The sequence below is a fragment of the Salmonella sp. 32031103-2018-00083-FB-01-SM-01 genome (genome assembly GCF_017571995.1).
Lineage (GTDB): Bacteria > Pseudomonadota > Gammaproteobacteria > Enterobacterales > Enterobacteriaceae > Salmonella > Salmonella enterica.
Genome location: NZ_JAGEQL010000001.1, coordinates 513,361 through 526,882, shown reverse-complemented (window position 1 = coordinate 526,882; position 13,522 = coordinate 513,361). Strand labels below are relative to the sequence as shown.

Here is a 13,522-nt window from a genome sequence, read left to right as displayed (position 1 = left end):
TCATGCTTTTGCGGGCACGGTAGATTAAAACGTCCCGATACGTAACCTCCATTTCAGGCAGGAAAAATGAATCCAGGATTGAGACGTTCGACGTTGGCTCTACTCGCCTCATCGCTGTTATTGACAATTGGACGCGGTGCCACGCTCCCCTTTATGACCATCTATCTTAACCGTCAGTACGGTTTAGGCGTGGATCTGATTGGCTACGCGCTGACCAGCGCGTTAACGATTGGCGTCGTCTTTAGTCTTGGCTTTGGGATTCTGGCAGACAAGTTTGATAAAAAGCGCTACATGTTACTCGCGATTATCGCCTTCGCCTGCGGGTTTATCGCCATCCCAATGGTGCATAATGTCGTACTGGTTGTCCTGCTTTTTGCGCTTATTAACTGCGCCTATTCGGTTTTTTCTACCGTCCTGAAGGCCTGGTTCGCCGATAACCTCACCGCGACAACAAAAACGCGGATTTTTTCGCTCAACTATACCGTACTCAATATCGGCTGGACGGTTGGCCCGCCGCTCGGCACGCTGCTGGTGATGCAAAGCATCAATTTACCCTTCTGGCTTGCCGCCATCTGTTCCGCATTTCCGCTGGTCTTTATTCAGGTATGGGTGACACGTTCGGTTGCCGCCAGCGAGGGGAAAAATGCCGCTATCTGGTCTCCCTCCGTTCTGCTGCGCGACAAAGCATTATTGTGGTTTACGCTTTCGGCATTTCTGGCCTCCTTTGTGGGGGGCGCCTTTGCGTCCTGTATTTCACAGTACGTTATGGTCGTTGCCGATAGCGGCTTCGCGGAAAAAGTGGTAGCCGTCGTCCTGCCGGTTAATGCGGTTATTGTGGTCAGTTTGCAATACGCCGTGGGCCGTCGACTTACCGCCGTCAATATTCGACCAATGATGACGACCGGCACCGTCTTTTTTATCGCCGGGCTCATCGGATTTATTTTTTCAGGCGACAATCTGTTTTTTTGGGGGCTTTCAGCGGCAGTATTCACGATTGGCGAAATTATTTATGCCCCCGGCGAATATATGTTAATTGACAACATTGCGCCTGCCGGGATGAAAGCCAGCTATTTTTCAGCGCAATCGCTGGGCTGGCTGGGTGCGGCGGTAAACCCGCTGGCCAGCGGCGTCATCCTGACGACACTTCCCGCCTGGTCGCTTTTCGTTGTCCTGATAATCGCCATTGTGTTCGCCTGGGCACTGATGTTAAAAGGAATGCGGATTACCCCTACGCAACAGGCTATCACCTGTTAATTATCTGCAGCCAGTGATGTGCGCCGTTTCTGGCGCACCGGGTTAACCCTATATATTGCAGGCTAATTATCTGCTGTCACTGCGGTAATTCAGGAATATTCCTGGGCGCTGACGAAAATATTCTAATGCTTTACCCTTCCAGTAAAATAAATACGCAATTCAGGCTTTGCTTAAGTATAAATTAGTACTATAGTCTGCACGAGGTTTTTTTAAAAAAGAGGATGCACGCTAAAATAAGGAGAAACGAGATGTTAGGCAGTATTAACCTTTTTATCGTTGTATTAGGAATTATTTTATTTTCCGGATTTCTGGCCGCCTGGTTCAGTCACAAATGGGATGATTAATGAACGGAGATAATCCCTCGCAGAGCCGGCCCCTTGCTACATCGTTGCGCAAGGGGCCGCTTTTGTCTGGATGGCAGGCAAAAAAAACCGCCGGTTCACCAGCGGTAAATGCTTGCATGGATAGATTTGTGTTTTGCTTATACGCTACCGGGCAAATTCTTGCGAGGATAACGGATCGCTAACGACTGTAGCACCGTCAATATCAATGAAGCTTAAACGATACGCAACCAGACCTGAATAAGACATTATGGGACCTTTTGTCCCCCAGGGGCTTTTACAAGACCCATGGTATCAGGCCAGCCGCATGCCCCGTATGGCTGACCTGGAGATTGCCGGTTAGTGCGCGTTATTTTTGCAGTCGGTTCACGCGAACAAGCGGTTCCTTCGCTTTCTTGTCCAGACTACCGTTAATGTTGATCATTTGATCCGGCTGAACTTCCCGCCCATCAAATACGGCGGAAGGAATTATCACGTTAATCTCGCCGGATTTATCACGAAATACATAGCGATCGTCGCCTTTATGATCAATAAGATTGCCGCGCAGCGAAACGGTTGCGCCATCATGCAGGGTTTTTGCCTGTTCGATGGTCATTTTTTCTGCATCATCCGTACCGCGATAACCATCCTCAATAGCATGAGGCGGCGGCGGTGCCACGTCTTTTTTTAATCCCCCCTGATCTTCCGCTAGCGCGTAAGGCATTATCAGAAAACTTAAAAATGCAGCCACCTGTAGTTTCATGCTCTCTCCTTAATAACGTCTATTTGACGTATTAAGTCTGGCCGCTATTTTTAGTTTTTACAAACATGAATTTACCCGCAGAATATTAAGCAATAAAATCAACCCATCCGGATTAATATGCAACCGACATCAGCGCCGGTGAGCGCGAAAGCGTAACGGCGTAATAGTTAACTTGCCACATAGCTGAAGTCATATGCATCAACGTCTGGATAGCAATTCAGAATAATCGGCTTTATTTTTTGAGGATAATGGCCTTACGCATAATCAATGACAGTTATCGCCGTAAGAAAGTAAGCAAGTTATGCAACAGCGGGTTTGTTGGTAACTGGATAAAATAATCATTCACTGACAATGTCATAAAATAAATATGCCATACTTGAGAAGAACGAACAGATTTCATTTGTCTCTGTAACGGAAAAATAAACGATGAGATTAGAACAGCACGATATTGTCACCCTTGATGAAGCCGAATCCGTCGATAGCCTGACAAAAAAACTTGGTGATTTACTGGTTAACCAGAAACTCCGTCTGACCACTGCAGAATCCTGCACTGGCGGGAAACTGGCTTCAGCATTGTGCGCAGCAGAAGATACGCCCTCATTTTACGGTGTGGGTTATGTCACCTTTACTGATGAAGCCAAAGCAAAAATCTTACGCGTACAACGCCACAGTCTTGCCGAACATACCGCCGTCAGCGAAGCGGTCGTTACTGAAATGGCACAGGGCGCTAAGGATCAGGCTGAGGTCAATATCAGCATAGCGATCAGCGGCTATGGCGGGCCGGAAGGCGGCGAAGATGGCACGCCGGCGGGCACCGTTTGGTTTGCCTGGAATATTAACAATACAACTTTTACAAGCCGACAACATTTCAACGGAGATTGTCAGGAAGTATTGGAAAAATGCGTACGCTTCGCCCTCGCTGAATTGCTTTTTCTGTTAACGAAGAAAGCATAAACAATAATTTCATCTGACCGGTCAGAATAACTCCCGGTCAGAATAAAAAAATGCGAGCCTATGGCCCGCATCGTATGCGCAATATTTCAGAATATATTTACGAAATATCAGGAGTAAAATTAATTGCCGGATTTCCGTCCGCCACTGTGGCTATTCTGGCCACCTTTTTTACCCGCTTCAGATGCACGCTGTGGGTCGTTTTTAAAGTTCCCACCGCTATGCTGGCCGCCTTTACGACCTGCTTCTGAGGCTTTCTCTTTATCTTCTGCAAAATTACCGGAACCGCCGCGATGTTCTGCCATAATATAATCCTCATGATGATGTTGCGTTTTAAATATGATATGTCTTCTCATATCATGTGATACAGTTCTAAATCTAGTCGCCCTGTGCGCAGTGTCAAATTCATTTCTGCATTATTTACATAACGCCGATACATGGCGGAAAATATATTTTTTGAAAACATCAACAGCGAAGCGGTAATAAATCTTTGGCAATCAAGCCACCACGAAAAAATAAGTAGAAAAATCCGAATGCACGCCCTTGTTATATTCAGACAATTTAACCCCATAAATTTAACTGGCTGTCATCAGAAGTGCAGGATTCATTTTCAGGCGGTTGTTCGACAGTGCCGAACAACCGTATCAGCTTAGCGATCGAGCCCACGATATTGTAACATGGGGTCAATATGCGGTTCATGTCCACGCCAGGCTGAATAAAGCGTTTCTAAATCAGTACTATTCCCCCGGGAAAGGATAGCATCACGAAAACGCTGCCCGTTTTCACGCGTCAGGCCGCCCTGCTCTACAAACCATTGATAACCGTCATCCGCTAACATTTGCGTCCACAGGTAGGCGTAGTATCCCGCTGCGTAGCCGCCGCCGAAGATATGGGCAAAATAACTGCTGCGATAGCGGGGCGGCACTGCCGGTAAATCAAGATGCTCGGCGGCCAGCGCCTGCTGCTCGAACTCAGCGACAGACTGCTCTGCTACGCTCTCCTCCAGCATATGCCAGCGCATATCCAGCAATGCGGCGCCGAGCAATTCAGTCATATCGTAACCTTTATTAAATAAACTCGCCTTGCGCATTCTTTCCTGTAAATCAGCAGGCATTTTTTCACCGCTGTCGACATGACGCGCGTAGCGTTCGAACACACGCGGATGGCTCGCCCAATGCTCATTAATCTGGGAGGGAAACTCAACAAAGTCGCGGGGCGTATTGGTACCTGAAAGCGTGGCATAGCGTTGGACGGCAAACAAACCATGTAGCGTATGACCAAACTCATGGAAGAGCGTAATAACGTCGTCCCAAAGCAGTAATGCAGGCTGCCCATCAACCGGTTTCTGATAGTTACAAACATTGTATATAACGGGCCGGGTTTCGTTGAGTGTGGATTGCTCGACAAAATTCCCCATCCACGCGCCGCCGCTTTTCGAGTCCCGCGCGAAGAAGTCGCCATAAAATAACGCCATGCCGACACCATCGGAATCGAAAATCTCCCACACCCGAACATCAGGGTGATACACCGGAATGTCAAAACGCTCGACGAAGGTGATGCCGAATAGCTGGTTGGCGGTCCAGAAAACCCCCTCTTGCAAGACCGTATTTAAGGCAAAATAGGGCTTCAGTTGCGCTTCATCTAACGCATATTTTTCCCGCCGTACCTGTTCGGCATAGAACATCCAGTCCCAGGCCTGAACGGTGTAGCCGCCCTGCTCACCCTCAATGACGTTCTGAATTTCCGCCTGTTCATTGAGTACGCGCTGACGCGCTGGCGGCACAATGCCACGCATAAAGCCCAGTGCGGCTTGCGGCGTTTTCGCCATCTGATCGGCCATTTTCCATGCGGCATAATTGGGGAAACCCAGCAGTTTTGCCTGACAGCGACGAATCTCTACCAGACGCTGAACGATAGCGCGGGTATCGTGGGCATCTCCTTTTTCCGCCCGAGTCCATGACGCTGCGAATAAATTTTCGCGGGTCTGGCGATCGCGCAGCGTAGCAAGCGCAGGCTGTTGCGTCGTATTAAGGAGCGGAATGAACCAGCGCTCCTCCAGGCCTTTTTCACGCGCCGCTTCAGCAGCGACGGTCATTTCTTCCGGGCTTAATCCTGCCAGGCAATGCGCGTCATCTACCGCCAGCCCGCCCGCTTTACTTGCCGCCAGCAGACGCTGATTAAACTGGCTCATTAAGGTCGCGGATTCAGTATTCAATACCTTCAGCCGCGCTTTATCCTCTTCGGCAAGCTGCGCGCCTGCCAACACAAAACGCTGATGGATCACATCGACCAACCGTAGCGACTCATCATCCAGCCCCAGTGAGTGACGCTGTTGCCAGACGGCATCCACGCGAGCGAATAACGCGCTATTCAGATAAATATCGTTGGAGAGCGCCGCCAGCTCGGCAGAAAAGGCCTCATCCAACCGCTGGAGTTCATCGTTAGTGTGCGCGGCCGTCATCGCGAAAAAAACGCTGGTGACGCGTGACAGAAGCGCCCCGCTTTGCTCCAGCGCCAGAAGCGTATTCGTAAAATCAGGGGCCGCCGGATGATTGACGATGGCCTCGATTTCCACACGTTTTTGCCGCACGCCCTCATCAAAAGCAGGACGATAATGGCAATCTTTGATCCGATCAAAACGCGGTGCCTGATAAGGCAACATACTCTGGTCTAACAAAGGATTCGTCGACATTTTTCACTCCTGAAAATAGGTTGATCATAAGAGTAAGCTTCCCCCTATGCTGACCGCAACCGTGTTAACCAGGATTACCCTTTCATAAACGCCGCGTGCTATGGTAATACAACACAAAAAGCGTTGAGGAACTGTGTGATGATCGTTTTAGTAACTGGAGCAACCGCAGGGTTTGGCGAGTGCATTGCACGCCGTTTTGTTGAGAATGGACATAAAGTCATTGCCACGGGACGTCGTCATGAACGCCTGCAAGCGTTAAAAGATGAGCTTGGCGAGAACGTATTGACCGCCCAACTGGACGTGCGCAACCGCGCGGCCATCGAAGAGATGATGGCCTCTCTGCCTGCGCAGTGGCGCGATATTGATGTGCTGGTCAATAACGCCGGTCTGGCGCTGGGTCTTGAACCGGCGCATAAAGCCAGCGTAGAAGACTGGGAAACTATGATCGATACTAATAATAAAGGCTTAATTTATATGACCCGCGCCGTGCTGCCAGGAATGGTCGAACGTAATCGCGGTCATATCATTAACATCGGTTCAACCGCCGGCAGTTGGCCTTATGCTGGTGGCAACGTCTATGGCGCGACGAAAGCCTTTGTGCGCCAGTTTAGCCTGAATTTGCGCACGGATTTACACGGCACGGCGGTTCGCGTGACCGACATTGAACCGGGTCTGGTTGGCGGTACCGAGTTTTCCAGCGTCCGTTTCAAAGGCGACGATGAGAAAGCGGGTAAAACTTACGAAAATACCACCGCGCTCACGCCAGAAGACATTACCGAAGCGGTATGGTGGGTGGCCACACTCCCCGCGCATGTGAATATTAATACCGTTGAAATGATGCCTGTTACCCAATCCTTCGCAGGGCTCAGCGTCCACCGTAGCTAAGGGGTTATACCCGGTCTGCGGGCCGGGTAATCCCTGGCAAACGTATCTGCAACCAGAAACATGATCGGTATAGACCACCACGGAAAAGTGGTAGAGTATCCGGGTCAACCGCCTAAAAAGTAAGAATGAATGACCGTCGAAACGCAGCTTAACCCTACACAGCCTGTCAACCAGCAAATTTACCGTATTCTTCGGCGTGATATCGTGCATTGTCTTATCCCGCCTGGCACGCCGCTATCAGAAAAAGAGGTCTCAACCCGTTTTAACGTTTCGCGTCAACCGGTGCGCGAGGCTTTTATAAAGCTGGCGGAAAATGGGTTGATTCAGATCCGCCCTCAGCGCGGTAGTTATGTGAATAAGATTTCGCTTTCTCAGGTACAGAATGGCTGCTTTGTTCGGCAGGCGATCGAATGCGCGGTAGTCCGCCGTGCGGCGGCGATGATCACCGACAACCAGTGCTATCAGCTGGCGCAAAACCTGCACCTGCAACATATTGCCATCGAGCGCAAACAGATTGATGATTTTTTCCAGCTTGATGACGATTTCCACCAAAAGCTGGCGCAGATCGCCGATTGCCAGTTAGCGTGGGATACCATTGAAAATATCAAAGCGACAATCGACCGGGTTCGCTATATGAGTCTGGATCATGTTTCTCCGCCGGAGATGTTGTTGCGCCAGCACCATGATATTTTCTCCGCGCTGGAAAATCGTGACGGCAATGCGGTTGAGAGCGCAATGACCCAGCATTTGCAGGAAATTAGCGAATCCGTTCAGCTTATCCGTCAGGAAAACAGCGGCTGGTTTAGCGAAGACTAACCCCCTTTAACGTCAGGGTGAGACGCCTTCTCCGCTTTCTCACCCTGCACATTCCCGCCTAAAAAGCCGTGAGCTTGATCAAAAACAAAAAAAATTCGCAACGATAAGCGTATTTATATGTCGCCCGTCATGCGGGGAAACCTGCGGGCTTTGGCTGTAAGTTTGAAAGGAGAAAACACCATGATGACATACGATCGTAACCGTAACGCAATCACTACCGGTAGCCGGGTCATGATAAGCGGCACGGGTCATACCGGGATTATTAAAGCCATTGAGAGCGAAGGTCTGGATGCAGGTCAAATTCGCCGCGGCAAAACGGTGATTGTCGAAGGTTGTGAAGGTAAATTCGCGCCAGTCGAACTGATTCGTCTTGGCATGAACTGATACCACTGGCCGCCAGGAACCGCTCCGGCCTTCCCGGTAGCATAATGCTACCGGGTCTCTGTTATGCTATTTCAACCGCTCGGCATATTTCGCCACGCTCGCTTTCGCGCCATATGTCAGTAAACTGTCATAGGCTTCTTGCACTTTTTGCGTAAACCGCGCCGCCTGCGGCAAATCGTTGCCGAAAATTTCTGCCATTCCCAGCAGCGCCTTAACACGACTGGCGCCTTCTTCACTGTTTACCACGGCGCGCTGAATAACCGGCAATAGCGGATCGCTAATGTCGATCGCCTTGCCTTGTTCATCCACGCCGCCGACGTAACGCATCCACCCCGCCACGCCCAGCGCCAGCAAATCAAAATCGCTATGATTAGCAAGATGCCAGCGAACGGAGTCCAGCATACGCTGCGGAAGTTTCTGGCTGCCATCCATTGCAATCTGCCAGGTACGATGACGCAACGCCGGATTACGGTAACGCGCAATCAACTGATCGGCATAACGCTGTAAATCTACCCCCTGGACTTTCAGCGTGGGCGCCTGCTCGCGTAACATTAACGCCTGCGCGGTCAGACGATAGTTGTCGTCAGCCATGCAGTCATTAATATGCTGATAGCCGGCAAGATATCCCAGATAAGCCAGGAAAGAATGACTGCCGTTAAGCATTCGCAGTTTCATCTCTTCAAACGGAACCACGTCGGCGACCAATGTCGCGCCCGCGTTTTCCCACTGCGGACGCCCCGCCACAAACGTATCTTCTATCACCCACTGACGAAACGGTTCGCAGGCGACGCCCGCCGGATCGCGCACGCCGGTCAGTTGTTCGATTTTATCCAGCGTCTCCGGCGTGACCGCAGGGACAATCCGATCAACCATGGTTGACGGAAATGTCACGTTTTGCTCGATCCATATCGCCAGTTCCGCATCCACCTCCCGGGCGTAAGCCGTCACAACCTGACGCGTCACATGCCCATTTTCCGGCATGTTGTCGCAGGACATCACGGTAAATGCCGGTAAGCCTGCGGCTTTACGACGCGCTAACGCTTCGACAATAATACCCGGTGCCGTTAGCGGTTGATGCGGATTTTGCAGGTCGGCGGCAATCATGGGATGTTCCAGCAGAAGTTGGCCCGTGGCTGGCGAATGACAATACCCTTTCTCGGTAATGGTCAGAGACACAATCGCTATTTGCGGTTCGCACATCGCCGCCAGCACACGTTCCAGACCATCAACCTGGGCATGCAACGCCGCCTTGACGACGCCCACCACACGCGCCGTCCAGGCTTCCGCCGACATCTCCGCCACGGTATAGAGGTTATCCTGCTGCTTTAGATCGGCAATCTGCTGTTCGCCGCCAATAAGGTTAACCTCATAATAGCCCCAGTCGCTATGCTGCTCCGCAGCCAGAATATCTGTATAAACCCCCTGATGCGCGCGATGAAACGCGCCAAAACCGAGATGGACCATCCGCGCCGCCAGCGCCGCACGATCGTAATCAGGAAGCGTCGCCTTTGCCGATAAAAGCCTGTTTTGCATTTTATAACCTCTATATTCTGAAAGCGGAACAGTCGCAGAGTAACGCCTGCCCTGGTGCATTTGGATTTACGCTAATTAAACAAAAGTGACCGTACAGCATGGCCGAAACCGCATTAGCGTTCCGGCCATACCGTCGACACGATTTAACTCGTCTGGGTTGCGGAGTGGCGTAACTTCTCTGCCGCTGTCGCTTCCGCCGCATCCTCAGGCAAACTCAGGTCGCGATCTCTGACCTCCGGCATCAACAGCGCAGAAATCAGACCAATACACGAGTAGAGCACCAGCATAATTAAGATGGGCAGCCAGGAATCGGTCATGTTACAAAAGATTCCTGCGAGGACGGGGCCAAAACCGACCGCCACCAGCCCCCCTGCCTCTTTTGAAATCGCCATCCGGGTGAAGCGATTACGCGATCCGAAAATTTCCGCCATGTTAATGTTTTCCAGCGCAAATAATCCCAGCACGGCAAAGTTATGAATAACAATGAGCGCTGCCATAATAACGCCAGGGCTATACGTTTTATCTACCACAATAGACAGCATCGGCCAGGCGAGGATAATCGCGGAGATATTCAATATTATATACGGCAGCCGACGACCGTATTTATCGGACAACCACCCTAATAGTGGGATAGTGATAAAACCAATTACGGAACTTATCATTAACGCATCGGTTGGGATAGATTTGTTAAATAATAACGTCTGAACTAAATATCCGGCAAGGAAGGTTTGAATAAGCCCCGAATTCCCCGCTTGTCCAAAACGTAAACCGGTGGCCAGCCAGAAAGATTTGCTGGTAAACATCGCGCCCAATGTATTTTCTGACGCAGACGTTAACGCTGGCGATTTTTCGCCTTCGCTTACTTTTTCGAATACCGGACTTTCTTTCAGATTCATTCGCAGCCAGATCGCGAATATCATGACAACGACGCTCGCCAGGAAAGGAATACGCCATCCCCAGGCGATCAGTTGTTCGCGTTCAAGCGCAAAGAACATCACCGCCCAGATCGCCGTCGCGCTCAACGTACCGCAGTTGGTGCCCATCGCGACCAGCGAGGAAATGATGCCACGCTTTCCTTTCGGCGCATACTCGGCCAGCATAGTACCCGCGCCGGAAATTTCCGCCCCGGCGCCCAGCCCCTGTATAATTCGCAATGTCACCAGTAATACTGGCGCAAAAATGCCGATTTGCGCATACGTCGGCAGTACGCCAATCAGCGTGGTGCAGATCCCCATCATGGTGATGGTAATAAACAACACTTTTTTTCGTCCGATGCGGTCGCCCATTTTACCAAAAACAAAGGCGCCGATGATTCTGGCTATATAACCTGCACCATAGGTGCCCATTGCCAGGATAAGCGCCATCGCGGCAGACTGTTCCGGAAAAAATATCTCATGGAAGACCAGAGCCGCGCCTAGTGAATATAACTGAAAATCCATAAATTCAAGCGCGGTGCCTAACCAGCCAGATACGGCAGCGCGCACTAAATCCTGAGTCGATCGTTCATGCTTTATTTGTGTCATATAGGCAATCTCTAAGAGGTAAGATGCGTACCACTTACTCGCAATTATTTATATTATTTCGCAAACGTGAGTAAGACTTTGCAGCATTGACGCTGGTCTTTCTCGAAAAGCTCAATCGCGTCGGTGACATGTTGATAATCAAATGTATGCGTTATCAGCTTATCCGGATCAATAAGCCCTTTATTCAGCCAGTCAATCACGACCGGGAATTTATTGGCATTAAGACGCGATGAATAAATAGCCAGCTCTTTTCCGGTAATACCCTGCTGTACAATCTCACACGGGTCGCTGGAAAATCCCATCAGGACAATGCGTGCCGCAGGCGATGCAAGTGTAATCGCCTCTTGCAGGATAGCGGGATGACAGGCGGCATCGACAATCAAGGTCGGCTTTAGCGCCTTCTGCTGTAGAAATTCCGCCAGTGAATGTTGACCATTATTGAGGGTCCAGTCAGCGCCGCTCTGCTTCGCCATCGCTAAACGCTCTTCAATGCGATCAACGACTATGACCGTTTTAACCTGATAAACCCCCTTCAGCGCCTGTACGGTCGTCAGTCCCATCGGGCCAGCGCCATAGATAAGCGCCACGTCCTGCTCGGTTGGATTCACCTGCCCCGTCACATTTGCCGCAATGGTAAACGGCTCAACCATGACGGCATGATGATCTGCGATGTTGTCCGGTATGCGATGAGCATTACGGGCCGGCGCCACCGCATACTCGCTGAAACCGCCGTCACGATGCACGCCCAGCACCACCAGCGAGGTACACACATTGGGTTTACCGACTGAACAAGGGTAACAATGCCCGCAACTGATCACCGGATCGACGGATACCCGTTCTCCTATCCGGTCGTGATTGACGTTGTCGCCTACCGCGTCGATGACACCGAAAAATTCATGGCCTATGACACGGGGATATTTTGCAAAGGGATTATGTCCCCGATAAATATGACTGTCGGAACCGCAGATACCCGCCAGTTTCACTTTAATACGAACTTCACCCGGCGCAGGCTGAGGAAGCGCGCGCGTTTCGATAGTTAATGTATTCGGTTTTTCGATTACGATGCTTTTCATTTTTCGCTCCTTACCAGTTCCACAGTGTGCCGTCTTCCAGGCGGGCCACCGGCAAATAGGCTGGATCGTACGGATATTTCGCCGCCAGTTTTTCATCGAACTCAATGCCCAGTCCTGGCTTGTCGCCCGGATGCATATAGCCGCCCTCGAACGTCCAGTTATGCGGGAAAACCTCCAGCATCTGTTCGGAGTAGCCCATATACTCCTGTACGCCAAAGTTAGGCACCCACAGGTCGAAATGTAATGCAGCGGCCATACAAACCGGCGACAGATCGGACGGCCCATGCGAACCGGTACGCACCTGGTAGAGCGAGGCAAAATCGGCAATGCGGCGCATCCCGGTAATACCACCGGCATGGGTAAGCGTGGTGCGGATATAGTCAATCAATTGCTCTTCAATGAGCTGTTTGCAATCCCAGATACTGTTAAAGACTTCGCCTACCGCAATCGGCGTGACCGTATGCTGGCGGATGAGGCGGAAGCACGCCTGATTTTCAGCCGGCGTCGGGTCTTCCATCCAGAACAAACGATAGTCTTCAATACTTTTGCCAAAGCGGGCAGCCTCAATAGGCGTCAGTCGGTGATGCATATCGTGCAGAAGATGTTCATTAAACCCGAACGTATTACGCACGGCGTCAAACAGCTTTGGCGTAAAATCGAGATACTTTTCCGTTGACCACAACTGTTCTTCCGGCCACTGGCCTTTTGTCGCGGGCTCATAGGCCAGCCCCTTGCCTTTCGCCATGCCGTAGGTGGTTTTCATCCCCGGAACGCCGCACTGCACGCGGATTGCTTTGAACCCTTGCTCTTTATGACGCGCGTAGTCTTCCAGCACATCGTCGATGGTGTGGCCTGTGGTATGGCAATACACCATGACGCCTTCACGCGAAGCGCCGCCGAGTAACTGATACAACGGCATATTGGCGGCTTTGGCTTTAATATCCCATAGCGCCATATCAACCGCGGAAATGGCGGACATGGTGACAGGGCCACGGCGCCAGTACGCGCCTTTGTAGAAGAACTGCCAGATATCTTCGATGCGGCGAGCATCCCGCCCGATGAGCTGTGGGCACAGGTGATCGGTAAGGTACGAGGCCACCGGGAGCTCGCGTCCGTTCAGGGTGGCATCCCCCAGACCGATGATCCCGTCTTCCGTGGTTATCTTTAAGGTGACGAAGTTACGCCCTGGACACGTAACAAAAACTTCAGCCCCTACAATCTTCATTTTTATTCCTTACATCGCATTATGGGATGCAGGAAATTTACCCAACTGAGCTACTACCATACAAGTATATTAATGTAAAAAGCGCTGCCAGATCACAAAATGT

Annotated in this window: 13 protein-coding genes; 6 read left to right on the top strand and 7 right to left on the bottom strand. The window is 50.9% G+C overall.

The window, feature by feature from the left end; translation table 11 throughout:
• Window positions 1-66 precede the first annotated feature (66 nt).
• Both ydeE and mgtS read left to right on the top strand, forming a co-directional pair.
• On the top strand, window positions 67-1,254 hold the full coding sequence (gene ydeE, locus J4614_RS02600; protein WP_001068056.1) for an efflux MFS transporter YdeE: 1,188 nt from the start codon (window positions 67-69) through the stop codon (window positions 1,252-1,254).
• Window positions 1,255-1,502: 248 nt separating this feature from the next.
• Window positions 1,503-1,598, top strand: coding sequence for a protein MgtS (gene mgtS, locus J4614_RS02595; protein WP_000901531.1), 96 nt, complete (start codon window positions 1,503-1,505; stop codon window positions 1,596-1,598).
• Between the two features lie 346 nt (window positions 1,599-1,944).
• Here mgtS and J4614_RS02590 read toward each other — a convergent pair whose 3' ends face one another.
• Window positions 1,945-2,337, bottom strand: a complete 393-nt coding sequence (locus J4614_RS02590; RefSeq protein ID WP_000776351.1) for a YdeI family stress tolerance OB fold protein — start codon at window positions 2,335-2,337, stop codon at window positions 1,945-1,947.
• A 426-nt stretch (window positions 2,338-2,763) separates the two neighbouring features.
• Here J4614_RS02590 and J4614_RS02585 point away from each other — a divergent pair, with 426 nt between their 5' ends.
• Entirely contained in the window at window positions 2,764-3,291 is a 528-nt protein-coding gene (locus tag J4614_RS02585; protein ID WP_001235357.1) for a 2-oxo-tetronate isomerase, read from the top strand.
• Between the two features lie 119 nt (window positions 3,292-3,410).
• On the opposite strand, the gene J4614_RS02580 is transcribed toward J4614_RS02585, so the two are convergent.
• Both J4614_RS02580 and dcp read right to left on the bottom strand, forming a co-directional pair.
• Window positions 3,411-3,593, bottom strand: coding sequence for a general stress protein (locus J4614_RS02580; protein ID WP_000807642.1), 183 nt, complete (start codon window positions 3,591-3,593; stop codon window positions 3,411-3,413).
• A 344-nt stretch (window positions 3,594-3,937) separates the two neighbouring features.
• The gene (gene dcp, locus J4614_RS02575; RefSeq protein WP_208293049.1) at window positions 3,938-5,980 is read right to left on the bottom strand and encodes a peptidyl-dipeptidase Dcp; all 2,043 of its coding nucleotides are present in this window, start codon (window positions 5,978-5,980) and stop codon (window positions 3,938-3,940) included.
• A gap of 138 nt (window positions 5,981-6,118) precedes the next feature.
• Between dcp and ydfG the strand changes: the two genes are divergently transcribed.
• The 3 genes from ydfG to ydfZ all read left to right on the top strand — a co-directional run bounded on the left by ydfG (window position 6,119) and on the right by ydfZ (window position 8,065).
• Window positions 6,119-6,865 carry a bifunctional NADP-dependent 3-hydroxy acid dehydrogenase/3-hydroxypropionate dehydrogenase YdfG gene (gene ydfG / locus J4614_RS02570; RefSeq protein WP_000636564.1) on the top strand — a complete coding sequence of 249 codons (747 nt, stop codon included), beginning with the start codon at window positions 6,119-6,121 and terminating at the stop codon, window positions 6,863-6,865.
• 129 nt (window positions 6,866-6,994) lie between these two features.
• Window positions 6,995-7,681: a GntR family transcriptional regulator gene (locus J4614_RS02565; protein WP_000215562.1), complete on the top strand. Its 687-nt coding sequence runs from the start codon at window positions 6,995-6,997 to the stop codon at window positions 7,679-7,681.
• Window positions 7,682-7,861: 180 nt separating this feature from the next.
• Window positions 7,862-8,065 carry a putative selenium delivery protein YdfZ gene (gene ydfZ / locus J4614_RS02560; protein WP_000989267.1) on the top strand — a complete coding sequence of 68 codons (204 nt, stop codon included), beginning with the start codon at window positions 7,862-7,864 and terminating at the stop codon, window positions 8,063-8,065.
• Window positions 8,066-8,131: 66 nt separating this feature from the next.
• Here ydfZ and J4614_RS02555 read toward each other — a convergent pair whose 3' ends face one another.
• From J4614_RS02555 to rspA, 4 genes are all read right to left on the bottom strand, one after another.
• The gene (locus J4614_RS02555; protein WP_208293048.1) at window positions 8,132-9,598 is read right to left on the bottom strand and encodes a mannitol dehydrogenase family protein; all 1,467 of its coding nucleotides are present in this window, start codon (window positions 9,596-9,598) and stop codon (window positions 8,132-8,134) included.
• 143 nt (window positions 9,599-9,741) lie between these two features.
• Entirely contained in the window at window positions 9,742-11,121 is a 1,380-nt protein-coding gene (locus J4614_RS02550; protein WP_208293047.1) for an MFS transporter, read from the bottom strand.
• A gap of 53 nt (window positions 11,122-11,174) precedes the next feature.
• Entirely contained in the window at window positions 11,175-12,194 is a 1,020-nt protein-coding gene (locus J4614_RS02545) for a Zn-dependent oxidoreductase (RefSeq protein ID WP_000836487.1), read from the bottom strand.
• A 10-nt stretch (window positions 12,195-12,204) separates the two neighbouring features.
• A complete protein-coding gene (gene rspA, locus J4614_RS02540) occupies window positions 12,205-13,419 on the bottom strand; it encodes a starvation-sensing protein RspA (RefSeq protein WP_000706261.1) in 1,215 nt (404 codons plus the stop codon).
• Between the last annotated feature and the right edge of the window lie 103 nt (window positions 13,420-13,522).